The sequence below is a fragment of the Planococcus halocryophilus genome, from assembly GCF_022489025.1.
Lineage (GTDB): Bacteria > Bacillota > Bacilli > Bacillales_A > Planococcaceae > Planococcus > Planococcus halocryophilus_A.
In genome coordinates this window covers 1-25,182 of record NZ_JAKVTG010000010.1, presented here as the reverse complement: position 1 = coordinate 25,182, position 25,182 = coordinate 1, and the positions used below count along the sequence as shown (strand labels likewise).

General features: G+C 37.7%; 34 protein-coding genes. 15 read left to right on the top strand and 19 right to left on the bottom strand.

Annotated elements, in window-relative coordinates:
* The first annotated feature begins 37 nt into the window (after positions 1 to 37).
* On the top strand, positions 38 to 247 hold the full coding sequence (locus MLE13_RS11965; RefSeq protein WP_038704026.1) for a cold-shock protein: 210 nt from the start codon (positions 38 to 40) through the stop codon (positions 245 to 247).
* Positions 248 to 315: 68 nt separating this feature from the next.
* Here the strand turns inward: MLE13_RS11965 and MLE13_RS11960 are convergent, their stop codons facing one another.
* Positions 316 to 516: a zinc-finger domain-containing protein gene (locus tag MLE13_RS11960; protein WP_240749917.1), complete on the bottom strand. Its 201-nt coding sequence runs from the start codon at positions 514 to 516 to the stop codon at positions 316 to 318.
* A gap of 146 nt (positions 517 to 662) precedes the next feature.
* Between MLE13_RS11960 and MLE13_RS11955 the strand changes: the two genes are divergently transcribed.
* The 5 genes from MLE13_RS11955 (at position 663) to MLE13_RS11935 (ending at position 3,544) form a co-directional block, all read left to right on the top strand.
* Positions 663 to 1,346 carry a queuosine precursor transporter gene (locus MLE13_RS11955; protein ID WP_240749916.1) on the top strand — a complete coding sequence of 228 codons (684 nt, stop codon included), beginning with the start codon at positions 663 to 665 and terminating at the stop codon, positions 1,344 to 1,346.
* An 8-nt stretch (positions 1,347 to 1,354) separates the two neighbouring features.
* A complete protein-coding gene (locus tag MLE13_RS11950; RefSeq protein WP_240749915.1) occupies positions 1,355 to 1,744 on the top strand; it encodes a ribonuclease HI family protein in 390 nt (129 codons plus the stop codon).
* Between the two features lie 114 nt (positions 1,745 to 1,858).
* Positions 1,859 to 2,068, top strand: a complete 210-nt coding sequence (locus MLE13_RS11945; RefSeq protein WP_240749914.1) for a hypothetical protein — start codon at positions 1,859 to 1,861, stop codon at positions 2,066 to 2,068.
* Between the two features lie 20 nt (positions 2,069 to 2,088).
* Positions 2,089 to 2,403, top strand: coding sequence for a hypothetical protein (locus MLE13_RS11940; protein WP_240749913.1), 315 nt, complete (start codon positions 2,089 to 2,091; stop codon positions 2,401 to 2,403).
* A gap of 130 nt (positions 2,404 to 2,533) precedes the next feature.
* On the top strand, positions 2,534 to 3,544 hold the full coding sequence (locus MLE13_RS11935) for a PQQ-dependent sugar dehydrogenase (protein ID WP_240749912.1): 1,011 nt from the start codon (positions 2,534 to 2,536) through the stop codon (positions 3,542 to 3,544).
* 43 nt (positions 3,545 to 3,587) lie between these two features.
* On the opposite strand, the gene MLE13_RS11930 is transcribed toward MLE13_RS11935, so the two are convergent.
* The 3 genes from MLE13_RS11930 to MLE13_RS11920 are packed head-to-tail and all read right to left on the bottom strand — an operon-like array spanning position 3,588 to position 5,338.
* The gene (locus tag MLE13_RS11930) at positions 3,588 to 4,085 is read right to left on the bottom strand and encodes a GNAT family N-acetyltransferase (RefSeq protein WP_240749911.1); all 498 of its coding nucleotides are present in this window, start codon (positions 4,083 to 4,085) and stop codon (positions 3,588 to 3,590) included.
* 15 nt (positions 4,086 to 4,100) lie between these two features.
* A complete protein-coding gene (locus MLE13_RS11925) occupies positions 4,101 to 5,111 on the bottom strand; it encodes a S66 family peptidase (protein WP_240749910.1) in 1,011 nt (336 codons plus the stop codon).
* A 20-nt stretch (positions 5,112 to 5,131) separates the two neighbouring features.
* Entirely contained in the window at positions 5,132 to 5,338 is a 207-nt protein-coding gene (locus MLE13_RS11920; protein WP_240749909.1) for a hypothetical protein, read from the bottom strand.
* Positions 5,339 to 5,530: 192 nt separating this feature from the next.
* Between MLE13_RS11920 and MLE13_RS11915 the strand changes: the two genes are divergently transcribed.
* Complete coding sequence (locus MLE13_RS11915) at positions 5,531 to 6,175, top strand: SDR family oxidoreductase (protein ID WP_240749908.1); 645 nt, start codon at positions 5,531 to 5,533, stop codon at positions 6,173 to 6,175.
* A gap of 52 nt (positions 6,176 to 6,227) precedes the next feature.
* Here MLE13_RS11915 and MLE13_RS11910 read toward each other — a convergent pair whose 3' ends face one another.
* Positions 6,228 to 6,476, bottom strand: a complete 249-nt coding sequence (locus tag MLE13_RS11910) for a hypothetical protein (RefSeq protein WP_240749907.1) — start codon at positions 6,474 to 6,476, stop codon at positions 6,228 to 6,230.
* A 49-nt stretch (positions 6,477 to 6,525) separates the two neighbouring features.
* Positions 6,526 to 7,041, bottom strand: a complete 516-nt coding sequence (locus MLE13_RS11905) for a cupin domain-containing protein (RefSeq protein WP_240749906.1) — start codon at positions 7,039 to 7,041, stop codon at positions 6,526 to 6,528.
* 113 nt (positions 7,042 to 7,154) lie between these two features.
* On the opposite strand from MLE13_RS11905, the gene MLE13_RS11900 reads away from it, so the two are divergent.
* The 4 genes from MLE13_RS11900 to MLE13_RS11885 all read left to right on the top strand — a co-directional run bounded on the left by MLE13_RS11900 (position 7,155) and on the right by MLE13_RS11885 (position 10,508).
* Positions 7,155 to 7,955 (top strand): TIGR00266 family protein, encoded by an 801-nt coding sequence (locus MLE13_RS11900; protein WP_240749905.1) that lies wholly within the window; start codon positions 7,155 to 7,157, stop codon positions 7,953 to 7,955.
* A gap of 138 nt (positions 7,956 to 8,093) precedes the next feature.
* Entirely contained in the window at positions 8,094 to 8,672 is a 579-nt protein-coding gene (locus MLE13_RS11895) for a TetR/AcrR family transcriptional regulator (RefSeq protein WP_240749904.1), read from the top strand.
* 57 nt (positions 8,673 to 8,729) lie between these two features.
* Positions 8,730 to 9,887, top strand: coding sequence for an MFS transporter (locus MLE13_RS11890; protein ID WP_240749903.1), 1,158 nt, complete (start codon positions 8,730 to 8,732; stop codon positions 9,885 to 9,887).
* 261 nt (positions 9,888 to 10,148) lie between these two features.
* Entirely contained in the window at positions 10,149 to 10,508 is a 360-nt protein-coding gene (locus MLE13_RS11885) for a GNAT family N-acetyltransferase (RefSeq protein WP_346429166.1), read from the top strand.
* Between the two features lie 258 nt (positions 10,509 to 10,766).
* Here MLE13_RS11885 and MLE13_RS11880 read toward each other — a convergent pair whose 3' ends face one another.
* The 7 genes from MLE13_RS11880 to MLE13_RS11850 all read right to left on the bottom strand — a co-directional run bounded on the left by MLE13_RS11880 (position 10,767) and on the right by MLE13_RS11850 (position 16,210).
* Positions 10,767 to 11,243: a GNAT family N-acetyltransferase gene (locus MLE13_RS11880; protein ID WP_240749902.1), complete on the bottom strand. Its 477-nt coding sequence runs from the start codon at positions 11,241 to 11,243 to the stop codon at positions 10,767 to 10,769.
* 79 nt (positions 11,244 to 11,322) lie between these two features.
* Entirely contained in the window at positions 11,323 to 12,570 is a 1,248-nt protein-coding gene (locus MLE13_RS11875) for an MFS transporter (protein WP_240749901.1), read from the bottom strand.
* Positions 12,571 to 12,786: 216 nt separating this feature from the next.
* Positions 12,787 to 13,191, bottom strand: coding sequence for an HIT family protein (locus tag MLE13_RS11870; RefSeq protein WP_240749900.1), 405 nt, complete (start codon positions 13,189 to 13,191; stop codon positions 12,787 to 12,789).
* Positions 13,181 to 13,618, bottom strand: coding sequence for an NUDIX hydrolase (locus tag MLE13_RS11865; RefSeq protein WP_240749899.1), 438 nt, complete (start codon positions 13,616 to 13,618; stop codon positions 13,181 to 13,183). The genes MLE13_RS11870 and MLE13_RS11865 overlap by 11 nt, the downstream gene beginning before the upstream one ends.
* A gap of 191 nt (positions 13,619 to 13,809) precedes the next feature.
* A complete protein-coding gene (locus tag MLE13_RS11860) occupies positions 13,810 to 14,289 on the bottom strand; it encodes a hypothetical protein (RefSeq protein WP_240749898.1) in 480 nt (159 codons plus the stop codon).
* Between the two features lie 144 nt (positions 14,290 to 14,433).
* On the bottom strand, positions 14,434 to 15,816 hold the full coding sequence (locus MLE13_RS11855; protein ID WP_240749897.1) for a M1 family metallopeptidase: 1,383 nt from the start codon (positions 15,814 to 15,816) through the stop codon (positions 14,434 to 14,436).
* 178 nt (positions 15,817 to 15,994) lie between these two features.
* Positions 15,995 to 16,210, bottom strand: coding sequence for a hypothetical protein (locus MLE13_RS11850; protein ID WP_008499172.1), 216 nt, complete (start codon positions 16,208 to 16,210; stop codon positions 15,995 to 15,997).
* Between the two features lie 317 nt (positions 16,211 to 16,527).
* Between MLE13_RS11850 and MLE13_RS11845 the strand changes: the two genes are divergently transcribed.
* On the top strand, positions 16,528 to 16,719 hold the full coding sequence (locus tag MLE13_RS11845; protein ID WP_240749896.1) for a hypothetical protein: 192 nt from the start codon (positions 16,528 to 16,530) through the stop codon (positions 16,717 to 16,719).
* Positions 16,720 to 16,758: 39 nt separating this feature from the next.
* Here the strand turns inward: MLE13_RS11845 and MLE13_RS11840 are convergent, their stop codons facing one another.
* From MLE13_RS11840 to MLE13_RS11815, 6 genes are all read right to left on the bottom strand, one after another.
* Positions 16,759 to 17,466, bottom strand: coding sequence for a DNA alkylation repair protein (locus MLE13_RS11840; RefSeq protein ID WP_240749895.1), 708 nt, complete (start codon positions 17,464 to 17,466; stop codon positions 16,759 to 16,761).
* 215 nt (positions 17,467 to 17,681) lie between these two features.
* On the bottom strand, positions 17,682 to 19,109 hold the full coding sequence (cls, locus tag MLE13_RS11835; protein WP_346429165.1) for a cardiolipin synthase: 1,428 nt from the start codon (positions 19,107 to 19,109) through the stop codon (positions 17,682 to 17,684).
* Positions 19,110 to 19,300: 191 nt separating this feature from the next.
* On the bottom strand, positions 19,301 to 20,239 hold the full coding sequence (locus MLE13_RS11830) for a metal ABC transporter substrate-binding protein (protein ID WP_240749893.1): 939 nt from the start codon (positions 20,237 to 20,239) through the stop codon (positions 19,301 to 19,303).
* A gap of 23 nt (positions 20,240 to 20,262) precedes the next feature.
* Complete coding sequence (locus tag MLE13_RS11825) at positions 20,263 to 21,120, bottom strand: metal ABC transporter permease (protein WP_240749892.1); 858 nt, start codon at positions 21,118 to 21,120, stop codon at positions 20,263 to 20,265.
* Between the two features lie 2 nt (positions 21,121 to 21,122).
* Complete coding sequence (locus MLE13_RS11820; protein WP_240749891.1) at positions 21,123 to 21,863, bottom strand: metal ABC transporter ATP-binding protein; 741 nt, start codon at positions 21,861 to 21,863, stop codon at positions 21,123 to 21,125.
* A gap of 178 nt (positions 21,864 to 22,041) precedes the next feature.
* Positions 22,042 to 22,602 (bottom strand): CGNR zinc finger domain-containing protein, encoded by a 561-nt coding sequence (locus MLE13_RS11815; RefSeq protein WP_240749890.1) that lies wholly within the window; start codon positions 22,600 to 22,602, stop codon positions 22,042 to 22,044.
* A gap of 114 nt (positions 22,603 to 22,716) precedes the next feature.
* On the opposite strand from MLE13_RS11815, the gene trxA reads away from it, so the two are divergent.
* The 3 genes from trxA to MLE13_RS11800 all read left to right on the top strand — a co-directional run bounded on the left by trxA (position 22,717) and on the right by MLE13_RS11800 (position 25,070).
* Entirely contained in the window at positions 22,717 to 23,031 is a 315-nt protein-coding gene (gene trxA / locus MLE13_RS11810; protein ID WP_240749889.1) for a thioredoxin, read from the top strand.
* 71 nt (positions 23,032 to 23,102) lie between these two features.
* Positions 23,103 to 23,753: a peroxiredoxin-like family protein gene (locus MLE13_RS11805; RefSeq protein ID WP_240749888.1), complete on the top strand. Its 651-nt coding sequence runs from the start codon at positions 23,103 to 23,105 to the stop codon at positions 23,751 to 23,753.
* Between the two features lie 354 nt (positions 23,754 to 24,107).
* On the top strand, positions 24,108 to 25,070 hold the full coding sequence (locus MLE13_RS11800; protein ID WP_240750003.1) for a LacI family DNA-binding transcriptional regulator: 963 nt from the start codon (positions 24,108 to 24,110) through the stop codon (positions 25,068 to 25,070).
* Positions 25,071 to 25,182: the final 112 nt, after the last annotated feature.

The window sequence follows — 25,182 nt, the reverse complement described above, 5'->3', positions numbered from 1 at the left end:
TAGGTCCATGACATACTCAATATTAGGGGGAACTTGTATGAACCAAGGTACAGTAAAATGGTTTAACTCAGAAAAAGGTTACGGATTTATTGAGTATAATGATGGCGATGATGTATTTGTCCATTTTACAGGCATCCAAGGTGACGGGTTTCGCACATTAACCGAAGGCAAAATCGTATCATTCGATATTATAGATGGCAACCGCGGACCACAGGCTGCAAATGTTATCGAAGTTGATCCGGAATAACAAATAGAAAATAGAAAAAAGCAGGGACGGATTTCCGTTCCTGCTTTTTGTATGCCAGTAGAAAACAGTTATTGTTTCGTGCCGGTTCCGATTTTGTTAAGTTCGTTACCTAAAAACTGCAATTGCGCACCGACTGTACAGTTGCTTATGCAAAATCTATGAGCAGCTGTCTTTCCATCGTCTTTGCGAAGTTGGTTTTTCACAAAGCAACCGTCACAATAAGTCGTCAGCATTTCATCAATTTCTTTTATAATAGAAATTTTCTTCACTTTGTCACCTCTTAGCAAAACATCATTTTCTCATTCTACTACGCATTTGTTTTTTATACCAACAATAGTTATACTAACTGAGGACATTTTATGGTACCAAGCGGTTCGCAAATTCCCGCTCTACCAAAACTAAGGAGGTAGCTTTTTTGTTTAATGAATTTTGGGGACTTGGCTTTGCCTTGTTCAATTTTGTTCTTTTATTAATGATGTATAAATTTTTCGGCAAGACAGGTTTGTTTGCTTGGGTTGCAATTTCTACTATACTGGCCAACATTCAAGTGACGAAAACCATTGAAATCATTGGTTTAACTGCCACACTCGGCAACAGCTTATATGCTTCAACATTTTTAGCAACCGATATTTTAAATGAAAATTACGGAAAAAAAGAAGCGAAAAAAGCGGTATGGCTTGGTTTTTCTTCGTTGCTAATTATGGTGCTAGTCATGCAGTTTGGGATTAAATTTATACCTGCTGACAGTGATTTTGCACAAAGCTCTTTAGAAACGATTTTCGGTCTTATTCCACAAATTGCTATAGGAAGCATGATTGCTTATCTTGCCAGTCAACATTTAGACGTTTTGATTTTCGGTGCTCTTCGTAAAGTCTTTCCAAAAGACAGCCAGTTTTGGATTCGTAATAACGGCTCCACTTTAGTAAGCCAATTACTGGATACATTAATCTTTACTTCTATTGCATTTTGGGGTGTATTTCCGTTTGATGTATGGCTCCAAATTTTCTTCTCGACTTATTTATTGAAGTTTATTGTTTCTATACTAGATACGCCATTTGGCTATTTAGCCAAAATGATTAAGCCCATCGACGAAAAGTAGGTGATTTGATGTTAGAAGTGTTTGTAGATGCGGCCAGTGCTGGTAGGCCCCAAGTAAGTGCTGTTGGAGTTTTTATTCGCGGTGAAGGACATGCTATTCACTGGAGTGAATATGTGGGTGAAATGGACAATCATACAGCGGAATTCACCGCTCTCGTTAAAGGGTTAGAGCTTGCAAAGGAGTTATCGTCTCAAATGATTTCGATCAAATCGGATTCACAAGTAACGGTTGATGCTTTTGAAAGACGGTTTATCAAAAACCCGAAATTCAAGCCTTTACTTGAACGCGCGTTAGAAATTGGAGATCAATTTGAGTACTGCTTTATTAAATGGATTCCTGACTCTCAAAATCGTGCAGCGGATGCACTTGCTAGAACCGAACTCCGAGCACACAAATAATTTCATCAACTTGCAGTCGTCCTTAACTTTATGGGCAGCTGTTTTTCTTTCTATGCATACGTTCAAGCTAAAGTCTGATAAGATTAAGTTATCATCTTTTATTGGAGGAAGCTCATGAGAACAAAACTTGGTACAGCACTTGATATTTTTATATTGGTTATTGGACCGTGGATCGTCTACACACGAATCAATGATATGATGCAAAATGGAGTATCCGTTTATCCTATGGTCTCGGTCGTGATTGTAACTGTTGCAGTTATATTCTCAATCTATAATTTGTATTTACTATTCGGTCGTAAACAACAAGACCATATGAAAAAATAAAGAGAAAAGAGGCTTTCAACGTGAAATCGCTGTTGTTTTATTTTGTTCCACTCGCGCTGTTTGCAGTGATCAATAATGTAGTTCCAGTTTTTTCGTGGCCACATTATTTGGTTTTGTTGCTGGCTTTTCTCGTTTTTCAGTTGGCACGTACTCGCTATCCGAAAGACGCAATTCCATTTATTGCAAAACTCACACAAGCTATTTTTTACATATTGACGGTCGCTACTATTTTCCGCGACCAGTATTTAAATCCATTGCTAATTAATGTGTTATTAGGCGTAACACTTGGATTTGTTATTGTAGAAATTATGCAAACGAAAAAAAAGCCCGTTTAAATTACTGAAGACCTTAGCCAACTCGAGTCGGCTAAGGTCTTTTTATGTGGAGAAAATTCTCTATCCCACTCGTGGTATTATTTCCTATCGACGCACGATTCCATTAAAATAATGAAAAGGAGGTTTTTTCGTGAAAAAGATTTTAATGGCTTCACTGTCTATACTGCTGTTAGCCAGTTGTAATAATTCAGCTGCTGATCCAGAACAAGCAACGGCACCTTTCGAAGAAATTGCCACTGGACTAGAGACGCCCTGGGCAATTAATAAAATAGGTGATGAATTTTATATTTCAGAACGAACTGGTACCGTCGCCTATATTGACAAAGATGATACAGTGACGCATCAACAAGTTAACTTTTCGGATAAACTTTCCGGTGCATCAGAAGCTGGTTTTTTAGGATTTGTATTAAAGCAAGATTTTGAAACAAACCAGGAAGCTTATGGCTATTATGTATACGAACGCAATGGCAAAGATTTCAATAAAATTATCACACTTGTTTTAGAAAATGGTGAATGGCAAGAAAACCAAGTTTTACTAGAAGGCATTCCAACGGGCAATGTTCATCACGGCGGCCGTTTAGCATTAGATGAAGACGGTACACTTTTTGCAACGGTTGGCGATGCCTCTACTCCAGAACTTGCACAAGACTTAGGATCTGTTAACGGCAAAATCTTAAAGCTCAATTCTTCAAATGAATTTGAAATTTACTCATCAGGTCACCGGAATCCGCAAGGCATTACTTGGGACGAAGACATCATGTACGCATCAGAACACGGACAATCGGCTAATGACGAACTCAACATCATTGAAGAAGGCAATAATTACGGATGGCCGACCATCGAAGGCAATACTTCTGAAGAGGGATTAGAATCTCCATTTTTCACTACCGGTTCAGACCAAACATGGGCCCCAAGTGGTATTGCGATGCACAACGGCTTTCTATACGTTGCTGCACTTCGTGGAACTGCCATAAAAGTAGTAAATCCAGATAATGCCGAAGTTACAGATTCAATTGAAGGCTTTGGTCGTGTTCGAGATGTTTTGTCAGATGGAAATTCTGTTTATTTTATTACCAATAACACCGATGGACGCGGTACACCTTCAGACGACGACGATAAGCTGTATAAATTGAATGAATAAGGAAAGGTGTATTGGCGTTGTCCAATACACCTTTTTTCAATTGCTATAGGAATTTCACCATCAGATTTTCATCGATGTATTTTTCTGGTGTTTTCATAGCTTGTAGGTCGGTTCCATACTTCTCAAAACCAAGTTGTTCATATAAAGCGATAGCTGCCTTGTTTTCACTTGCGACTGCTAAATCTAAACGCTCTAGCCCTTGCATAGTTTTAGCAAACTCGAAAAGCTGGTGCATTAAATGACTAGCCAGTCTTTTGCCTCTTTCACTAGGTGTTACGTATACCGCATAAACTGAACCCCGGTGGTGTAACTTTGGTGCTAAATTGCGCACCAAAGTTACATTCCCTAGTAATCTTCCTTCTGAAAATGCACCAAACGTATAGGCGTTTTTCATAGCCATGTTTTGTGCTGTTTTTTCAATTGGGTTTTTCAGTGCATCTTCTAGTCTCGTCGCGAACGCATCTGGATTGTTTTTCAGAGCCTCAATACGCAAGTCGTAATAGGCTTGTACATCTTTAACTGATAACTGGCGAAAGTCCATAAGCAAACATCCTTTTTATATAAATTGCTGTGTCACCGTTCCTTTTCCATTTGCCACACGAACTTCAGCATAGGCTCCATTGACAAAAGTAATTTGTGGTGGCACATGTCCTAAGTCGATATCGTAAGCAATAGGTACGTTAAGCTCTTCTGCTAAATCCTCATACATTTTCTCAACTGTATAATCTTGAACTGGCTCATTTGCAGAACTTCGCCCAAAAATAATGCCGGCACAATTGTCAAACCAGCCTGCATATTTCATCTGTGTTAGCGATCTTTTCAAATCAGCTACAGGCAGTTCGCAATTTTCCAAATACCAAACAACTGGTTCCTCTGAAATATAGTCTTTTCTAAACCTTTGAACATCACCAAAAGATGTTCCAACTAAGTGACGAATCACATCGATGCAGCCACCCAATAAGCGTCCCGAGAAGTTTTCCTCAGCTCCTGAAACGGTTTTCCATACAGTCGGTTCACTCAAATGAAACACTACGGGAGATGGAACCGAATGATTCCACTCTTTTTGATATAATTCAGATGAGCTTTGCGCAACAGAGCCCTTTGCCCCAGTTTGCAAAATCGATAGCCAGCGACCTGTAGTCGCATCACTTTGTTCACTACGCAAGTCGATCAAATTGGTACCGTGTGCTGTCGCAATTCCGGTTTTTAATGTCAACGCTAACAACAAAACACTAAGATCTGAATATCCTAGAATCCATTTCGGCTGCATTTTTGAAAAATCCAGATATTCTAATATTTCAATTAGCAATTCTCCACCCCAAGGTGGAAAGATCAAATCAATAGTTGGATCTGTCATCATTTCCATTAATTCTTCGGCACGTTTTTTTGCAGGAGCTGATTTTGCCATGTTTTGAGTCCAAGCAGTATCACCTGTCACGAACGAGAAGCCATTTTGTTCTTGTCTGGCAATTGCTTGTTTTAAAAGCTCATGATGTTCACTGCCCACTCCTGATGACGGAGCGGTAACACCTATTGTTTTTATAGTTGTTGCTGGATACCGAATCATTCAATAGTCCCCCTTTTGCTTTAAACAAAATAAAATAACGAAAAAATCATCACTAGTAAAATGCCTGCTCCTGCACAGAACCATAAAGCATGTTTAACCATTTCAAAAAACTGGCTGGGTTCTTTATCAAGTCTTTTCCCTTTAAACTGTGAAAAATCCGGCGGGGTCTCTCTCCTGTGCGTTGTTTTTTTCATGTACGTTGTTTTTGTTTCAGACATCGGGTTCATTGTGTTCCTCCTTGAATCATTAGCAATAGAATTATTAAGATATTTACCATTATACTAAACTTAACTTGAGAATATAGTCCCCTTTTTGACTAATTGTCATTTTTCAGAACAAACAATCTAAAGCCCTACTTGAAATAGTCTTTGGAGCGTATATGATGGAGATAGAGTGAAAATATCAAGGGGGTTTTGTGGATGAAAGTTTTAGTAGTCGGAGCAAACGGACAAATCGGAAGACATTTCGTTAAAATGCTTGCAAGCAGTGACATACACACACCAAAAGCCATGATCCGCAAAGAAGAGCAAGTTAGTTTTTTTAATAGTTTAGGCGTAGAAACCGTATTAACTAGCCTTGAAGGCAGTGTCGAGGAAATTACAGAAGCGATGAAAGGTTGCGATGCGGTAGTTTTTGCAGCGGGTAGTGGCGGTAAAACCGGTGCAGACAAAACTTTGCTAATTGATTTGGATGGGGCTGCAAAAACTATTGAAGCCGCTGAGCGTACTGGTACTGAACGTTTTCTTATGATTAGCGCTATTAATGCGGACAAACGTGCTATGTGGAAAGAAGATATGGCTCATTACTACGTGGCGAAGCATCATGCTGATAATATTTTACGAGCCAGCGGATTGGTTTACACTATTATCCGACCAGGTATATTAACGAATGATTCTGGTACCGGTAAAGTTTTAGCGGTAGAAGATTTAGATTCAGGAGAGATTTCACGAGAAGATGTAGCTCGCGTTTTGTTTAATGCGCTAGATAATGAACGTGTCTTTAACAAAACCTTTGCAGTGGTCTCTGGTGATCGTGAAATCGATACAGCACTTAACCAACTTTAATTTTTATTCATATAAAAAGGCTTCTGATCTAAGATCAAAAGCCTTTTCTTATTTATTGTGTTACTGTTTTTAAATTTCTGAAGCCCATAACGAGTTGAAATATAAATGCAATCGAACAAATAATGATTGCGGCATATCCAAGTATGCCAATTGGCGTCATCATAAATGTTTGAATAACGAGTAACGCCATCATGACAGCGATGCCAAAATTCACAATATACGGTTTGTTGTAAAACTTTTTAGATGCAATGCCGACAAAAATTGCCACAGCAATGATCAACATCAATAAAAGACTCCCCATTTTTTACCCTCACCCTTTTGCTTTGTCTATTGTAAGTCTAGCATTTTTCCTATACATCCGATAGAGTACCCGGAATTTTTTTGTAGGCCATCTTCTTAATGATTTCTTCGTGTTCAGGGAAATGTTCCAGTAAATCTGATTGCAACAGCAATTCAAAATCAGCAAAATCAAAGCCCGGTGAAACCATACAGCCAACTAATGAAAATGCCTCTTTAGCTTCTATTGTCGATCCAAATATGCTGCCTTTTTCTACTAGTACTTGCGGTCGTTCCCCTGCAGCAATATCCAGACCTAGTTTTTCTGCACGGTAATTTCCTTTTGCATCGATTATATGCACGGTAACAGCTTCGCCTGCATGAAAATACCAAAGTTCATCTGATTTTAATCGATGAAAATGCGAAATATCATGTGACTGTAGTAAAAAGTAAATGCTCGTGTACAAGTTGCGCTCTTGCGGATGATTAGTTGTTGTAATTTTTTCATCTGATACAAACGATTGCTTATAATAGCCACCTTCGGGATGCGCAGTCATGTCCAATCGTGTAATCCACTCTTCTGCATTCATCTAACCCATCTCCTATCCGTATTTTTTCCTATAGTATATTTTTGAAACTTTCTATCGTTCAAGACGTATTTATTATATAACATAAATTCTATGAGAAAAAAGGAGGAGTAAAAATGAACAATCATGAAATAGACTACAAGTTGCATGGTGACGATATGCAGTTTGTCGAAGTAGAACTGGATCCTTCAGAAACGGTCATTGCAGAGGCCGGCGCATTAATGATGATGGAAGACGGCATTGCCATGGAGACAATTTTTGGTGACGGTTCTCAAAGTTCAGGCGGCAGTGGCTTAATGGGCAAATTGATGGGCGCAGGTAAACGTATTATTACCGGCGAGAGTTTGTTCATGACCACTTTCACAAACAATGGCACTGGCAAACGTCATGTTTCGTTTGCTGCTCCTTATCCTGGTAAAATTATTCCTATGGATTTAAGTACCTTAAACGGCAAAATCATATGTCAAAAAGACGCATTTTTAGCCGCAGCTAAAGGTGTTTCAATCGGTATTGAGTTTCAACGTAAAATCGGCGCCGGCTTTTTTGGTGGCGAAGGCTTTATCATGCAAAAACTAGAAGGCGATGGTTTGGCATTTGTCCATGCCGGCGGTACGATTTACCGTAAGAATCTTCAAAAAGGTGAAGTGATTCGCGTTGATACAGGTTGCTTAGTCGCTATGACTGGTGACGTAGACTACAACATTGAAGCTGTGCCTGGCATTAAAACGGCATTATTTGGCGGTGAAGGCTTATTTTTCGCCACATTGCGCGGTCCTGGTAGCGTGTGGATACAATCTATGCCATTTAGTCGTTTAGCGAGTCGTGTCTTTGCGGCAGCTCCACAAAACCCTACTGGACGCTCAAAAGGTGAAGGTAGTGCCGCGGGTGGTCTATTCGATATACTCGGTGGCAGATAATCCTTTAACTTAATACTGCGAATTAGAGGCGTCATTCATTCCCCTTCAGGGTTATGAATAGACGTCTTTTACTATTTTATTGACTTTGTTTTTCATCTATGAGATTATTTCCTAACGACCGTTAGGAAGGTAGATGACATGAAAGCTAATCTGATTTTACAAACTGCAGTAAGCCATTTCGCAAAAGAAGGCTATGCAGGCGCTTCTCTCAGTAAAATCGCTGAAGAAGTTGGTATAAAAAAACCATCGATATATGCACATTACAAAGGAAAAGATGACTTATTTATTTCTGCGCTTCACTATTCTCTCGACACACAAAAAGCTCAAATCGCTAGTTATTTTTATTCGATGAAAAACGAACCGTTAGAGCCTCTTCTTTTCGGTTATTTTGAATGGTTTGCTAAAGAAAGCCAAGACAATGAACGCATGAAATTCATTTTACGCGCTGCTTATTTTCCACCCCTTAAACTAGAAAAAGAAGTTGGGAATTTATTTAATCCCTTTTTCGATAACATGCATTTACATTTAACACGGTTGTTGCGAGAGCGTCACCGCCATGAAAAAGTATTATATTCGGATGATTTTTCAGATATGGCTTTAGCGTATTTGACAGTGACTGAAGGAACGATGACCGAGCTCGTCTATACCGGTGTTGAAAGATACAACAAACGCCTCCATGCTGTTTGGCCAATCTTTTGGCGCGGCTTGACTAAGTGACAAATAAGAACTGTTAGACCGATTCATCAGGCACGATGAATATAAGGAGATCATTACATGAAATCAAATAAACTCGTCCTATCAACACTATTGCTTAATCTATTTATCGCATTTCTAGGAATTGGTCTCGTTATTCCTGTTACCCCGACCATCATGAACGAGTTAAATATTTCGGGAACTGTTGTCGGTTATATGGTTTCCGCTTTTGCATTAGCTCAACTCATCGTTTCCCCCATTGCCGGACGTTGGGTAGACAATATTGGACGTAAACCGATGATTATTATTGGACTGCTCATTTTTAGTATTTCTGAGTTTTTATTCGGTATTGGACAAACTGTCGAAGTGCTGTTTGCTTCACGAATTCTCGGCGGTATTAGTGCTGCATTTATCATGCCGGCAGTTACAGCTTATATTGCTGACATTACAACGAGTAGCACGCGTCCAAAAGCATTAGGGTATATGTCTGCCGCTATTTCAACCGGCTTTATTATCGGTCCCGGAATCGGCGGATTTTTAGCGGACATTAGCACGCGTCTTCCGTTCTTTTTTGCAGCTGGCTTTGGTTTGTTCGCGACAATTTTATCGCTTATTACGTTAACAGAACCTGATCGTAGTTATGAAGTGGAAGAAAAATACCAACCTATTCCAAAAGCTGGTTTCAAGCGAGTATTCTCACCTATGTATTCGATTGCGTTTATGGTGATCTTTATTTCTTCTTTCGGACTTGCCGCTTTCGAGTCATTGTTTGCGCTATTTGTAGATCATAAATTCGGCTTTACCGCAAAAGACATTGCCGTCATTATTTCACTCGGTGCTATTGTCGGAGTAATTTTCCAAGTCGGATTGTTTGATAAACTAACACGTTGGTTTGGGGAAATTCGCCTGATCCGTTATAGTTTGCTCGTTTCCACAAGTCTTGTGTTTATCATGACTTTTGTTTCGAGTTACTGGTCGATTCTTCTTGTGACGATGCTAGTCTTTGTCGGATTTGATTTAATGCGACCAGCGGTTACGACGTATTTATCACGTATTGCAGGTGGGATGAACTCGATGTTCACAAGTCTCGGGAATATTTTCGGTCCGATTGTTGGTGGAATCTTGTTCGACATCGATTTAAACTATCCCTTCTACTTCGCAACTGTCGTTTTAGGCGCGGGAATAGCGTTGACGTATTTGTGGAAACGCCCAGCGTTTTCAGAACCTAAATCGGTTTAATTTTGTTAAAAAACCCCACGTAAGAAGCTGCTTTCTTGCTTTCTTGCTGGGGGTTTTGTGTTTTTAATGATTGTTGGGTGAAGGATTCTTGTTTGTTTGCGGGAAGTTGAAGTTTGTTTGCTGGATAAGCGTGGTTGTTTGCAGGTTCGCTCTATTTGTTTGCGCTAAGTCATTGTTTGTTTGCAGAAAACACCAGGTTGTTTGCAAATCGACTGATTCCCAGTATTTATGCTATTCTTTTCTTTAGACAGGAGTGAAGTTATGAAAATCAGAAAAGCGATTGAACAAGATGCACCGGGAATTGCGAAAGTCCACGTCGATAGTTGGAGAACTACGTATAAAGAGATTCTGCCTAGTACATTTTTAACGAGTTTGTCCTATGAGAAACGAACAACTCTATGGGAAAACAACATTGCCGACAAGACCAATTACATCGTTGTTTCAGAAACTGACGAAGGCCACATCACCGGATTTGGTACGGCTTCGAAAAGAGATACGAATACGATAGCTAACTCTGGGGATTTAACTTCTATCTATTTGCTCGATGAATATCACAGTCAAGGCATTGGCAAACTGCTGATGAAAGCATTATTTCTTCAATTTAAAAAACTAAGTTATTAAAAAGTTTTTGTCGAAGTTCTTGAATATAATAAAACACGATTTTTCTACGAGTATTACGGAGCACAGTTGATTGATACCGTGCAACTCCAATTTGGCGAAATAATAGTTAATGAACTGACTTATGAATGGACAAATATTGATGAAGTTCTAGAAATGCTATAGTCTTTCAAAACAAAAACCGTGTTTCAAGAGAAATACGGTTTTTGGAACAGTCTATTGTTCAAAGCTGTTACGCAGCTATAATATTATTTATCAGTTTTACTTCTTTGATTGGAATTGGTGCTTTTGCTTCGTCAATTCCCAATAAAACATATCGCTTTTTCCCTCAACTTGCTCCATCCCCACTTTTTGCAGAACCCGAATTGATCCGATATTTTCTAATCTTGTTTCTGCAACCACTTTCTCTACTACCACCAAATCAAGTGCCCACTTTACAAGGCTTTCGACAGATTCGGTCGCATAGCCCATATGCCAGCAAGATTCTAGAAAACCATAACCGACTTCCACTTCCTTTTTAGAATTCGGCGCTCCTTTAAATCCAGCATCTCCAATAATCATGCCATCTGAATTCCGAACGACCAACCAACTTCCCCACCCATATAAAGTTGGGTCTTTCGATAGCTCTTTTATATGATTAAGAGATTGAGGTCCATTGTCGTAACCTTGTTTTTTCATCATTTCAATTGAACTACTGTCACAAGGCATTAACGTCAAGCGCTTAGTTTCTATTTTCATCTTCTACTTCCACCTTTTTTTGAGACATAATATCTTTTCCTCATTCAAATCTGCTAGTAGGCAGATCCTGTTTTTATTTTTAAATCATACGAGCTTTTTTCAGATCTTCGGTGTCTTCCTTATACCACCTCGAATATTTCGGATGCCAAACGGCAAATGAATAAACAATTGCAGCGATTGACATAATTATAGCGAGTGATGCAATTGTTAATTTCAAAGAAATAATGTCTGCGAGAAAGCCCATTGCCAAGATGAAAATGATTTGAAAAACACTTTGAAACAATTGAAAAACGCTTGTCACTCTGCCCATTACCGAAACTGGAATATTGTTTTGGTAAAACGTTGCAATGCCTGCATTTAAAAAGACATTAAAAAAACCGAGTACGATAAAGCCAACCGTAATCGATACGAACGACCAAGAAAATGCGTAAATAACGTATCCCCCTGACATCATTAACATGCCAATTATAATCATCAAGCGGATCGAGATTTTATTCGAAATGAATGTCAGAAATAACGCGCCACTCACCGAACCGATTCCAGTAATACTGATGAGTAAGCTATATTCCACTCTACTCAAGCCAATTACTTGTTGAGTAAAAACCACTTCCTGAACATCCATCGCAAATGAAAACAGCATGACTGCCAAATAGCTTAAATAGATGGCAGACACATACTTTTTGTCTGCCATAAAATCCAACACAACGTTAAAATCTTTGACCACTTGCGAAAAAGTTAGTGCAGGGATTTCTTCCTGCACAATTTTTTCAGTTTCAGGCAATAAAGATAACAAAAATGCTGCAATCAAGAAAAACGCCGCATTCAACCACAACGTAACTGTTATATTTGTCAGAAAAATAAGCAATCCGCCAATTGCGGGTCCGATAATAAAAGCGCCAGATGATGTAAATGAACGTAGCGAATTAAATCGCTTCCGCTTTGCTGGTGGAACTAGCATCGTGACATAAGTCATTGAGGCTGGTCCAAAAAACGCCTTAGCAATACTGAGCAAGACAAGAATTGTATAAACCGCAAAAAGACTAGAAGCAAAAGGAATCAATGCAATAAAAACTGCCCGTAATACATACGACACCATTACGATTTTCTTCTTACTTCGGTAATCGATAAAACTTCCTGTCCAAAATTTTGTGACGATATTGGTCAATGGACTAATCACCCATAACCCTGCAACCGCAGCGGCGGATCCTGTCATTTGGTAGACGATGATGTTGATTGCTACGAGATAGATAAAGTCTCCAATACTCGCGATTCCTAAAGACCCCAGCAAAATTGCTGGCACTTTCCAATCTTTCAACGTTTGTATCAAGCTAGATCCTCCCTTAGGCTCCAAACTTTCGTAGGTTTACATCTCTTTTATGTAGAATTAATGGATTTTGGTAAAAGATAGTTGAGTTTATTTGCGGGATGTCTGGATTTATTTGCGCAATACGCTTTATTGTTTGCGGCATTCACAGCGTTGTTTGCGCTATATTGTCGTTTGTTTGCGCTATCTCCTATTTTTTTACAAAAGATAAAAGCGCTCTTATTTTCTTACCCTTTTGTTCTCTGGTTGCTTTAGCCAATGACGAAGTCCCTTACCTGCTAAAGGTTCATCATGATAGCGCGGAATTACATGAAGGTGGCTATGCTGAATCGACTGGTTCGAAGCCTCGCCCACATTCCACCCAAGTGTATAGCCATCTGGAGAATAGATTTGATCTAAGTAATCTTTCGCTTCTTGCAACAACTCATATGTATCTTTCCATTCTTCTATTGTTAAATCAAAAGTTGTTGCACGATGCTGCTTCGGCACGATCACTCCACTGCCTTCTAGCACGTCTTGTTGCTCTTCGTGTTGGAGAAAATAACAGGTTTTATTTTCAACTACGATTTTTTGATTGTGATCTTTAGTCGGATTGCAAAATGGACAATTTGTTTCATAAGACATGCTTGTTCACCTCTTGTATATAATTTGGTGCAGAAATGAAAGTCAGTAGCAATTTCAAGTCTTCCGGATAATCATGTTCAATTGATAAGAGATCGTCGTAGTTTTGCCAAGCGATTTCTTCAATTTCTTCATCTGGGTCTGCGCACATTATTTCTCCAGCACTAATTGCGCATTGAAAATAATAGGTCGTTACATTGTAGTTTTCGATATCCATGTTTTTTGTGTGGACAGCTTTTTCCACTGACACACTAAACCCTGTCTCTTCTTTTACTTCTCTTCTACACGCTTGTTCCGCGGTTTCTCCACTTTCAATTTCTCCAGACGGCACACTCCATCTTTTTGTCGCTTTTTCTTTAACCATCAAGACTTTGTTATGCGACACGACAACTCCAGCCGCTCCAATCCAAGATTTTCTAGCTTTATTCATTTGAATACTCCTTTCGAAATGCTAGTTCCTGCATTTTTTTGCGGGATACGAGGCTTTGTTTGCGCATTGGTCTGGTTTGTTTGCGGGAGCGCTCCATTTATTTGCGCGAAACAAGAGTTTGTTTGCGGAAACTTCGAGTTTGTTTGCAAAACCAGTAATTTTTTCACAAAAAGCGTCTATCCTCAAAAGTTCTACAATCTCGCCTTTCTCCTCAAACTCCATCCCGCTCCCACCACAAAACAAATCACGACGACTCCAAAAAATGTCAATGGATTAAAGAATAAATGATTTGAAAATACGTTTAGCAATGCGAATTCTGTTGGATCGCTATATGCATCTTTCGTATCCACTATATAAGTTCGAAAGCGATCAGCTGCACGAATGGTCCATAAAGCTGTACCTACTACATAAATTAAACTTAACGAAATTACAAAAATCGTCTTTTTTCGACTTAGCCACTTCTCTGCCAACCGCATCGACAACTCTATAGTTCCATAAAGGAAATAAAATATAAAAGGCATAAGAACTACAGGAAAAAACAAAGCGGGGTTGCCATTCCCACCTCGGTAATCATCATTAGCTACCGGAGCAGTAAGATAATTCAGCCAGTAAAAAACAGCGAGTGTTAAAATGGCGGACACCCCATATAATGCCATTAATATTTTATTCACAGTTTATCGCTCCTGTCGAATTAGAGTCAAAAGCCATATGGTACTATTCTCCATTTCCCAAATAAATCCTTTAAAATTTTCCCGACAACAAAATCCATAAAAAAAAGAAGCTGCAAATCCAGCCTCTTCCTAACAATCACGATGTTACTTCAACCAACTATCCAAAAACTTACTTTGGTCGCCTTCAAAATACTCTTCAAAAAACGTCTTAAACTCTTGCGTATTTACTTGTTTGAATTGGAATTCGTTGTAATAAGCGGACAAGAACAAAAGCGCTCTATCTCTACCACCATTCTCATCAAAATATTCTTTTAACACCATCGGAACTTTGCCATAGATTGTGGAATAATAAGATTCGTCAGAAAACTCGGAAAGCGGCAAATTCACATATTTTTCTGGACGGGAATATTGTTCCGCTGTAGAAGCACCCCAAAATCCATATTCATCATCGTCGTAATAAGCGCTAATAAACAGCGAACTACTAAATTCTGTCAACCCTTCATCTAACCAGGATTCATAATACGGATCGTTCGTTACTAAATAATAAAACCATTGATGAGCCACTTCATGTACGAGAACCATTTCTTGAGATTCCCCATCTGCAGCCACTTCAATAATATTCGGATATTCCATATAGCCATCGTTTGCAATAATATCAAGCTCTGTAAATGGATTATCGCCAATTTCCACTTCAAAATAGAGATACGCGTCAACTGCGAGTGAAGAGGTTTCTTCTAATATATTTTGCGTAGCCCGAGTAAACACGTTCAACTGAGTTTCATTAGCTTGAATAGTTTCAAACTCCCATTCATCAGGATCCATAATAGCCATATAAAAATCTTTGATGTTTTCTCCTTTAACCGTGCCACTCGATGTTGCTTTTATTGGACCATCATTTCCTGAACTTGCAACTAAATAATCTTTAGGTAACTCATAGCTCACGGTAAAGTCCCCATAATCTGTATTGTAAGACTCTCCTTTTGCATCATAATCGTTAATATCCCAGCCATTTCGGTATAGTGCGAGCATAGGATACCAATGAGCCAAGTAAAAATTATCATCTACTTGAGACAAGCGCATACCGTTTTGTGGCAAAGTCATTGAATAGTTAACTACTACACTTGCTACAGAGCCAGATTCTAATTGTGTTTCCAGTTCCACTAGCAATTTATTATTCTCCAATGTATAAGATACTTCTTTTCCATCAACTGTTATGGAAGAAACCTCGATTTGCGCTCTATCATCTTCATAAGACTTTGTCTCTTCAGCATTCATCGCATTTGGAACTAAATAAAATCCAATATCCGACCAAGGGTCTGTTGAATCGTTTGTCACATCAATCGCTGTCTGCACTTGAAAGTCATTTTCCTTATTCATATTAATTGATATGTCGTAAACTGCATTGGTTGTTTCAACATACTTTTCCATGACAACAGTTTCGTCTTTGTCACGCAAGACTATCGCAGCCACCACTCCAATAATTAACACGATAACAACTACAATCGCTACTACTACTTTTTGTTTCATAGCCCATCTCCTATATTTTAATTTACTAAGTAAGACTAATATTTATTAAACTTTACCATTTATTCTTTTACTTGGTATACATAATTTATTGACCGTTCTCATTATTATTATATCGGTACTAATGCTTCAAATAAAAAAGCACTGATTTCTAAAAAGAAATCAGTGCTTTGATCGTTCATTATTCGCCACGTGGCGGTTTTGGTGGTTGGCACACGTCACATTTACGTTGGTTTTTTGTGTTGAATTTTGTGAAAGTTTTTTCAAAGTTATTCCCGCAAGCGCATTTAAATAGCAGCTTTTGAGAAAATCCGTGATATTCTGTCGACAGTAGTTTGCTGTCTGAATTTTTTTCGACAAATGCTTTAATTTCTTTAATCGTCCATCGTTTGTTCATTTTGTTACACCTCCATATACTAACGGTAAGCGGAGGCTTTTTGGCATCCGTTCACTAAAGAGCAAACCATCTATGCCCTAAGTTCTTTATTATACCACGGTCAGTACGATAAATTGAAGAATTAGTGATGTTTTGGTTTTCATCACGCTAAAAAGGTTTATAAAAAATCGTAATGAACCTTGTTATTTTTATCAGAATATTATAAAAATATGATATAATGAATAGAGAATAGCTTAGTTGGTTAATGGTGATAAGTGGTTTTACGAGTGAAATTTCCATTCTGTTTGCATATAAAACATTAAAAAGGAGGGGCCAAAATGAATGAACAACATCAAACAGCTCTGGATCGTTTTAATGCCATAGATCAAATGATTAATGAAGGGCTAGGAAGCGGCTCGATTAATCCTAGCTATACAGAAGCTCATTTGAGATTAAAAGAAAAGCAAGAAGCACAATTACTTGCAGCTTTAATGACGGAGATCTCTGAAAAAGGCGAAAAAAAAGCTTAGTTTCATCAATAAAGCTAATCCATTAATGGGTTAGCTTTTTTAGCACCTGACATATTTGCGTTTAAAGCCCAATCTACCTTTTTCCATAGCCGTTTGAATGCTTTCATAAGCATTTAACAGGCTATTTTTTTTATTGTCCCGTTTAATTTCTACAATCCCGACTCTTTTCGAAACTTCGACTGCCTTGTCATTTAATGGCCGAAAAGAAATTCCGACCGTGTATAAAAAATTATTCATCGAAGAGCTCGTACGTGACGGCGTACTGTGTATGTTCTTTTCTACGGTATCGAGCATAGCAGAAATCTTACTTTCGGAAAATTCCTCATCTGAACGATTACCTAGTAGCCAACAATAACAGCTCCATCCTGCAGACATTTTCAATTCTTCTCCGCTTACTATCCATTGATCAGCTACTTCTTGTGCAAGATTAGACTCTGATAAAGTTAACGCCACGACAAAATCCGATAGCATATAAAAATACGCGCCCTCTATCCAGCGATCAAAGTCTTCAGCGGTCATAGCTTTTGGGTCTGCAATAATGCCTGCAAAATACATCGCATCGTAGTTACCTGTTGCATACAATTGTTCAGCTAACTCTTGATCTATCTTTATTTTCTTCGCGATTGGCTTCATAGCACCTGTTGCTACGCCAAATAATGGTTCGCGTGCACCATTGGATAAATAAATCTTTTTCGTCCGTTCTTTTCCTAATGCTTCAAGTTCTTGCATCACGGTTTCGTAATTCATCAATTTACCTTCTTTCTATTCGCGCTTTTAATCCGACTCCATTCTTGTATAGTTCGCTTTTTAGTAGCAATACCCTTTTACAGTTAAACGTTCTTTCTAAATTTAAAACTTTCATGGAACTTTCTAACACGATTGGTCGTTTACCTTTTAATAGTTAAACTACAATAAAGGAAGAGACCATAAAATAGTCTCTCCCTTTATTGTTCAACATCATCTTACAAAATTGGTGATACTAACTGTGCTACATCTTGCTTAATTTTTTCCATCCACGATTGATTCTTAAATGTTTCTTCTGTCAATTCGGCAGAAAGTTCCTTATCTCGGAAAAATAAATCTTCCATTTCACGTGCTGACTGCTCATCGTATACAAAAGCATTTACTTCAAAATTCAATTTAAAACTACGAATGTCCATATTAGCTGATCCTACCGAATAGGATTGCCCATCAACCACGAGTGTTTTGGCATGTAAAAAGCCATTTTTATAGCTATACACTTTGACACCATCTCGTAGCAATTCACGAGCGAATGATAGTGTAGCCGAATGAACAAATATGTGGTCAGCTTGATGTGGAATCATAATTTGAACATCAACTCCACCTAATGCTGCTGTTTTTAATGCATCCATAATCGACTTATCTGGGATAAAATACGGTGTTTGTAGATAAATACTTTTGCGAGCATGATAAATCATTTTCAAGTACCCGTTTTTAATGTCTTCATGTGTGTTCAAAGGTCCACTTGCAACCATTTGCATCGCCGTACCTGAATTTTCATCTTTACTGGGGAAAAAGCTTTCAGCAAACTTTAACGGAAATTTCTCAGTTGCTTGATTCCAGTCAATAAAAAAACGATTTTGAAGTGAATAAATGATACTTCCTTCTAGACGGAGGTGAGTATCTCGCCAATAGCCGAGTTCCTTCTTTCCTAAATATTCATCACCAACGTTAAACCCACCGATATAACCAACCGAACCATCCACAACGACTAATTTACGGTGATTTCTGTGATTCAGCCGAGGATTAATGCTCGACATCAGTGCCGGTAAAAAAGGAACTGCTATCCCCCCACTTGCATGGAATTCATCAAAAAAATCTTTCGGGAGATTTTTGGAACCTAGGTCATCATACAAGAACCGGATATTAACCCCTTGCTTTGCTTTTTCAGTTAACAAACCAATGAGGCGACGACCTAAGTCGTCATTATTTAAGATGAAATATTGCAGGTGAACGTGTTCTTTTGCCTTATGAATATCTTCAAACAACGCATTAAATTTTTTGGTGCCATCGTTAAAGATTTGAATATCTGTTGCTGTCGATAATGGGGCATCCGTTCTAGACATATTCATTTGGATAAGATCTAACCACTTTTCTACATTCTTTGTATATGGACGAAAACTGCCTTCTTTTATTTCGTTTAGTTGTCGTGTGCGATTTTCTTTAAATTTTTTATTGTCATAGGCAGCTGTACTATTTAACCGTTTTGGTCGTAATGATTTACCGAATAGCAAATATAAAACGAAACCAACTATCGGTACGAAAAATAATATTAAAATCCACGCCCATGCCGATGTTGCCGTTTTTCGTTCAAAAAATAAAATAAAAATTGCCAGCATTACATTGACCACAACAAAAATATTACTCACAGTGCTAAACCATTCGAATGAAATCGAAATCCCTCCTCAAGCTGTGGCTTTTCTCGGTGTTTAGAGTTTGTCTTTATCTATACCCTACTGACTTTATGTATAACAAAAATTGGATAGATTATAGAATAAAAAAAGAAGCCGACTTTAGTCGACTTCTATATGTTCCAAAATTTTTATCTATTTCCAATAAACTACTCAGTTAAACCTTTATAAATCGTATCTATATTCCACTGCATCATTTTGATATACGTATCTCCATCTTCGCCTGGTTTTCCAATCGAATCGGTAAAGACTTTTCCTTTAATGTCCATACCTGTCTCTCTCGACACCATTTCCATGCTGCGCGGGTCAATACTTGTTTCTAAAAACAAACCTTGAATTTGCTGTTCATTGATCAAATCAAGCACGCTCGTAATTTGTGACGGTGTTCCTTGGTTTTCTTGGTTAATCTCCCAAATGTACTCCGCTTGGAAATCATAAGCTTTACTGAAGTATTTAAATGCCCCTTCACTTGTTACAAAAATCCGTTTTTCTTTTGGAATTTTGCTATATTGATCGATGGCTTTTTGATGAAGTGTTTCCAACTCACTAATATAAGCTTGTGCATTTTTTTCATACTCTTCTTTATGGTCGGGGTCTACTTCGATAAGTGCATCTCTTGCATTCTCTGCATATTTAATGCCATTTTGAACATCTAACCAAGCATGCGGATCTTCTTCGCCTTCTTTTCCTTCAGTGGTTAAATACATTGCCTCTACGCCTTCACTCATCTTGTAGACTGGTGCTGAATCTCCTGATTTCCCAGCAGTATTCATCAACTTTTCAAACCAAGAGTTACCTGCCTCTAAATTTAAGCCATTATAAAAAACGATATCTGCGTCTGTTGCTTTTTGTACATCTAATGGTAATGTTTCATATTCATGTGGATTCGAGCCAATTGGCGCTAAACTATGAAGGTCAATTTGATCTCCTCCCACATTTTTTACAATGTCATAAAGAATTGAGTAAGTTGTAACTACTTGTAACTTGTCATTCTTTGTATCGCTATTTTCACTTTCGTTACTAGAACATCCTGCTAATAAAAAAAGCAGGACGATACTAATGATGAAAATTTTGTTCTTTTTAAACATAAGTACTCTCCCTTTTCAAAAAATTAATTAGTTACTGTTCTTTGTTTTCTGGCATTTAATTTCCGCCATAAAATTCCTTGCTTAGGCGAGAAAACAAAGGCTAAAAAGAACAGAGTCGTCGCAGCAAGCACAATAGTAGCACCTGACGCCAAGTTGTATGTGAAACTAAAGTACAAGCCGATTACAGCTGCACTCACCCCAATAGTTGCCGATATGAAAATCATCGTTGATAGGCGATCCGTCAGTAAATATGCTGTAGCAGCAGGTGTGATTAACATTGCCACTACTAATATAATTCCGACTGTTTGAAGCGAAGCTACTGTCACCATCGTCAGAAGTGTCATTAAAAAGTAATGAATCAATCTCACTGGAAGACCGTAAACTTCTGCCATCGTCTCATCAAATGACGTTACAAGAAGTTCTTTGTAAAAAGTAAAAACAGAAACTAAAACAATTACCCCGATGCCAAGCGTAATCCACATATCTGATGGCCTTACCGCTAACACATTACCAAACAAAATATGATACAAATCGGTACTACTTTCAAGAACCGTAATAAGGATTACCCCTAACGCAAATGCTGCAGAAAACATAATACCAATTGCCGTATCTTGTTTGATCCGACTGTTTTGACTAACAAAGCCGATCCCAATTGCGGTTAACACACCTGTAAACACCGCACCAAAGAAGAAATTGATGCCAATTGCATAAGAAATTGCCACTCCTGGTAAAACCGCATGGGAAATCGCATCTCCCATTAAAGCCATTCCTCTTAAAATGATGAAACAACCGATGACTCCACAAATAATTCCTACCATAATCGAGGTAAGCAAAGCTTTTTGCAAAAAGTCGTATTCAATAAGTCCTTCTATAAAAGCCATAATCAGTTCACCCCAACTTCATACAAAAAAGATAATTCGCTTTCATAGGCTTTCCGCATAACCTCAGGTATCAACACTTGTTGTGGACTTCCATACTCAATTACTTGTTTGTTTAGTAATAATAGTTCATCAAAGTATTCATTTGCTTTACTTAAATCATGGTGGACCACGACTACTGTTTTGCCTTGGTCTCTCAAATCTTTTAGTAGTTTGACGATCATTTCTTCACTTGTCGCGTCAATGCCGACAAATGGTTCATCCAAAAAGAAAATATCTGCTTTTTGCGCAAGTGCTCTTGCAAGAAAAACACGCTGTTGCTGCCCTCCGGAAAGTTCCCCTATTTGTCGATGAGCAAATTCTTCCATGCGTACTTTTTTCAAACATTCGTAAGCCCATTCTTTGTCTTTTTTCTTTGGTCGCTTAAATATTCCTAAGATTGGATAAGTACCGATCAAAACAGCATCTAGAACATGGATGGGGAAATCCCAATCGTATTGATTTCGTTGAGGCACATAAGCAATTCGTTTTCTGTTTTCTTTTAATGCTTCACCAAATATTTCGATGACGCCTTTATCAATAGAAACTAAATTTAATATCGCTTTTAATAATGTTGATTTGCCTGCGCCGTTCGGACCAATTATGCCAAGAACTTTACCTTGTTCAAGAGTCAAGTCAATGGCTTCTATTGCAGAACGGCCATGATAAGAAACTTGAACATCTTTTATTTTAATTGCAGAAACCATTTTACTTCCCCTCCGCCATTTACTTTCTTTTTTAAAATGTTTTTCCCTAAGGAAACTTTTCTTTAGTTTATACTTATCATGTCCATTTGTAAACAGAAAAGTTTTCAGAAAAATATAATTTGGTTAAATGAAAAAAAAGACAAAACGCTTTGAAATGCGCTTTGTCTTCTTTCTATCTTTATGAACTTAGTTTTTTAGCGTAATGTCTTCTCGCTTTTTCACGATTCCCGCAAACTTCCATCGAGCACCATTTGCGTTTGCCGCTTGTGTCTATAAAAAATGCATAGCAAACGGAGTTATCGCATTTTTTTAGTTTTTTAAAGATGCCACTTTGAGATGCTTGGAGCATTTCAAACGACAGCATGGCAAGAAGTCCTTCTGTGCCACCTTTACTTGGAATGGGTTTTAGTGAAAGATCAAAATACAAAGGCGTTTGTTTCGTATACATAGCTAATGATTCAATTGCGTTTTGTAATTCTTCCGATTCCTCAAAGTAATTTCTCCATTGGTCACGAAAATCTTTCATTTTCTTCACATCAATCGAAGACTTTTCCAGTTGCTCTACTTGTTGCAGATTCAATATACCGTGATTCCTCATAAATGATAGCCAATCTTCTATTCCATTTTCTTCTTCTAGAAAGTCTGTTACCGCTATTTTTTTGATATTGATTGTATTTAAAAAGTTGATAAATAAATAGTCACTTACATATGAATAATAATTTTCATTGTTTGATGTCATAATACATTCTCCTTAAGACTGAATGATTGACTTACATCATAACATACCGTAAAGTTTGTTTCTAACCACTTGATTTATTCAAACGGTTAGAAACGAATAAAAAGGAGAGATACTATGTCTATTAAAGACGTTACAGATTCAACATTTGTCGAAGAAACGAAAGAAGGTTTTGTAATTGCAGAACTTGGTGCAGCTTGGTGTGCTCCCTGCAAAATGATCGCTCCTGCGTTAGAAGAAATCAATGAAGATCAGCAAAATAACATAAGCGTTGTCCAAGTAGATATTGATGAAAATCAAGAAACTGCACAAAAATTTGGAGTTATGAGTATTCCTACACTTCTATTCTTTAAAGATGGCGAATTGATGGAACAGTCTGTAGGCTTCCAGCCGAAGGAAGAAATTCTTGCTATCGCTCAAAAACACATCTAATTTGCAAATGCACTTATAATTTCATATGCAATTTTAGTAACTTATTTTATATTGAAAAGGAGTTTTTATTAATGACAACACACATGAGAGAAGAAATTCAGGAATATATCGAGAACTTTAAGAAAAACAAGCCAGTTGAAGCGCAAGAGAAGATGCAAAATGCGATTGACGAGTTAGAAGCTTCTGACCAAGGAAAAGGGTTAAAAACAGGCGAAAAAGCACCAAACTTTAACTTACCGAATGCTACAGGTGAAACGGTTGAACTATATGAACAGTTAAAACAAGGACCTGTAGTTCTAACATTCTATCGTGGAAACTGGTGCCCATATTGCAATATGGAACTGCGTGCATATCAGCAAGTAATCGGTGAAATTCACGGCCAAAACGCTGAATTGATTGCCATAAGCCCACAAACACCAGATCAATCGATGTCTATTCAAGAAAAGCATGACTTAGAATACATCGTATTGAGTGATGAAAATAACGAAGTAGCCAACCAATTTAACTTGGTTTACCAATTACCTGAATACCTAGTAGACATTTACAAAAGCAGTGGTTTGAATGTTGATAAGTATAACGGTGAAGATACGTGGAGACTTCCTGTTTCGGCGACGTATATTATTGGTACTGATGGAACGATTGCATATGACTACACAAAATCTGATTATAGAGATCGTGTAGAACCTTCAACAGTCGTAGAAGAATTAAAGAAAATTAACTAATTTTGCACAAAGCGCTATCCTAAGAAGTCTTAACGACTTTTAGGATAGCGCTTTTTTTCTAAATAAAAATAATATGTTTTGTTTATTTCTGCTCTTTTCTTGGGGCATACACCTCAAACAAATAAGAATAGCAATCCTCATATTCCCTTCCCTTATTCATTTCTGTGTGGGATTTATTGTATTCTGTTATCGAAAAACTGGCGGAAATCAGGACAAAAGCACAGATTATTGCTAAACTAATCATACCTATAAATATGGACATACCTTCCCTCCTCCTCTGATAATTGAATCATAGATTATGAAACGGGTTTCAGAGCAAGAAAGAATTTCACTATTTTCACAGGAGTGATCAACATCGCCAATATTAAAGAAATTGCTAAAATGGCAAAGGTTTCAGTAACGACCGTTTCTCGCGTTTTAAACAATCATCCGTATGTAAGCGAAGAGAAAAGAATTGCTGTTGAAAAAGCTATTAAAGAAACTAATTACCAACGAAACATCAATGCTGTTCATCTAAGTAAAGGTGAAACAAAGCTTATTGGTGTTGTTATTCCTTATGCAAACCACCCATATTTCGGTTTATTGGTGGAAGGAATAGCCAATGAAGCTGTTAAAAATAATTACAAGTTAGTTCTCTTTCAAACAAACTATGAGGAACAAAGAGAACGTGAAGCTTTAGAAATGCTAAAGCTTAAACAAATAGATGCTTTAATCTTTTGTTCTCGTAATTCTCGGTTCAAAATAATTGATAAGTACATGGTTTACGGCCCAATTATTCTTTGTGAGGATACTCGCGGAAAGAATATCTCCTCCACATTCATCGATCATTATAAAAGTTTTAGTCAAGCATTAAACTATCTCTACAACAAAGGACACCGAAAAATTGGTTATTGCCTTGCCCGAAGAACGGGTTCTAATAGTAGTTCTAGAGAAAAAGCTTATCATGATTTTCTTCAAAAAATTAATGAACCGTTTGAACCTAATTATCGGTTTTATGACTGCTTGAATTTTGAAGATGGTCAAGAAGTAATTAGAAGCTTAAATGCTATGTCTAATCCTCCTACTGCTTTACTCGTAACGAGTGATCAAGTAGCTGCTGGTATATTGGTTTGTTGCAAGGAGAAAAACATAGCAGTGCCTGACGAGTTAGCAATACTTGGTTTTGACAATCAACCCATCGCGCAAATAATGAAACTAACCACATTCGACATGCCTTTAATCAACATGGGTAACAATCTATTGCATCAAGCAATCCACCCTCTAGTTGTTAACCATGAAGAACTATACGTTAAGTTGATTGAAAGAGAAACCGTTTAAATGATGCAAAACGACTATATAGAAAAGTTAAAAACACCCACGTTTCCGATTATTCAATTTAACATAAAAAGCTAGCCGAATAGGCTAGCTTTTTCGTTATATCTTTAATTAT

What these genes read in the sequence shown, in the direction of transcription:
- MLE13_RS11965 (WP_038704026.1), top strand. Translation starts at nt 38, where the DNA reads ATGAACCAAGGTACAGTAAAATGGTTTAACTCAGAAAAAGGTTACGGA.
- MLE13_RS11950 (WP_240749915.1), top strand. Translation starts at nt 1,355, where the DNA reads ATGTTAGAAGTGTTTGTAGATGCGGCCAGTGCTGGTAGGCCCCAAGTA.
- MLE13_RS11945 (WP_240749914.1), top strand. Translation starts at nt 1,859, where the DNA reads ATGAGAACAAAACTTGGTACAGCACTTGATATTTTTATATTGGTTATT.
- MLE13_RS11930 (WP_240749911.1), bottom strand. Translation starts at nt 4,085, where the DNA reads ATGGACTTTCGCCAGTTATCAGTTAAAGATGTACAAGCCTATTACGAC.
- MLE13_RS11925 (WP_240749910.1), bottom strand. Translation starts at nt 5,111, where the DNA reads ATGATTCGGTATCCAGCAACAACTATAAAAACAATAGGTGTTACCGCT.
- MLE13_RS11920 (WP_240749909.1), bottom strand. Translation starts at nt 5,338, where the DNA reads ATGAACCCGATGTCTGAAACAAAAACAACGTACATGAAAAAAACAACG.
- MLE13_RS11915 (WP_240749908.1), top strand. Translation starts at nt 5,531, where the DNA reads ATGAAAGTTTTAGTAGTCGGAGCAAACGGACAAATCGGAAGACATTTC.
- MLE13_RS11910 (WP_240749907.1), bottom strand. Translation starts at nt 6,476, where the DNA reads ATGGGGAGTCTTTTATTGATGTTGATCATTGCTGTGGCAATTTTTGTC.
- MLE13_RS11905 (WP_240749906.1), bottom strand. Translation starts at nt 7,041, where the DNA reads ATGAATGCAGAAGAGTGGATTACACGATTGGACATGACTGCGCATCCC.
- MLE13_RS11900 (WP_240749905.1), top strand. Translation starts at nt 7,155, where the DNA reads ATGAACAATCATGAAATAGACTACAAGTTGCATGGTGACGATATGCAG.
- MLE13_RS11895 (WP_240749904.1), top strand. Translation starts at nt 8,094, where the DNA reads ATGAAAGCTAATCTGATTTTACAAACTGCAGTAAGCCATTTCGCAAAA.
- MLE13_RS11890 (WP_240749903.1), top strand. Translation starts at nt 8,730, where the DNA reads ATGAAATCAAATAAACTCGTCCTATCAACACTATTGCTTAATCTATTT.
- MLE13_RS11885 (WP_346429166.1), top strand. Translation starts at nt 10,149, where the DNA reads ATGAAAATCAGAAAAGCGATTGAACAAGATGCACCGGGAATTGCGAAA.
- MLE13_RS11880 (WP_240749902.1), bottom strand. Translation starts at nt 11,243, where the DNA reads ATGAAAATAGAAACTAAGCGCTTGACGTTAATGCCTTGTGACAGTAGT.
- MLE13_RS11870 (WP_240749900.1), bottom strand. Translation starts at nt 13,191, where the DNA reads ATGTCTTATGAAACAAATTGTCCATTTTGCAATCCGACTAAAGATCAC.
- MLE13_RS11865 (WP_240749899.1), bottom strand. Translation starts at nt 13,618, where the DNA reads ATGAATAAAGCTAGAAAATCTTGGATTGGAGCGGCTGGAGTTGTCGTG.
- MLE13_RS11855 (WP_240749897.1), bottom strand. Translation starts at nt 15,816, where the DNA reads ATGAAACAAAAAGTAGTAGTAGCGATTGTAGTTGTTATCGTGTTAATT.
- MLE13_RS11850 (WP_008499172.1), bottom strand. Translation starts at nt 16,210, where the DNA reads ATGAACAAACGATGGACGATTAAAGAAATTAAAGCATTTGTCGAAAAA.
- MLE13_RS11845 (WP_240749896.1), top strand. Translation starts at nt 16,528, where the DNA reads ATGAATGAACAACATCAAACAGCTCTGGATCGTTTTAATGCCATAGAT.
- MLE13_RS11840 (WP_240749895.1), bottom strand. Translation starts at nt 17,466, where the DNA reads ATGAATTACGAAACCGTGATGCAAGAACTTGAAGCATTAGGAAAAGAA.
- MLE13_RS11830 (WP_240749893.1), bottom strand. Translation starts at nt 20,239, where the DNA reads ATGTTTAAAAAGAACAAAATTTTCATCATTAGTATCGTCCTGCTTTTT.
- MLE13_RS11825 (WP_240749892.1), bottom strand. Translation starts at nt 21,120, where the DNA reads ATGGCTTTTATAGAAGGACTTATTGAATACGACTTTTTGCAAAAAGCT.
- MLE13_RS11820 (WP_240749891.1), bottom strand. Translation starts at nt 21,863, where the DNA reads ATGGTTTCTGCAATTAAAATAAAAGATGTTCAAGTTTCTTATCATGGC.
- MLE13_RS11815 (WP_240749890.1), bottom strand. Translation starts at nt 22,602, where the DNA reads ATGACATCAAACAATGAAAATTATTATTCATATGTAAGTGACTATTTA.
- trxA (WP_240749889.1), top strand. Translation starts at nt 22,717, where the DNA reads ATGTCTATTAAAGACGTTACAGATTCAACATTTGTCGAAGAAACGAAA.
- MLE13_RS11805 (WP_240749888.1), top strand. Translation starts at nt 23,103, where the DNA reads ATGACAACACACATGAGAGAAGAAATTCAGGAATATATCGAGAACTTT.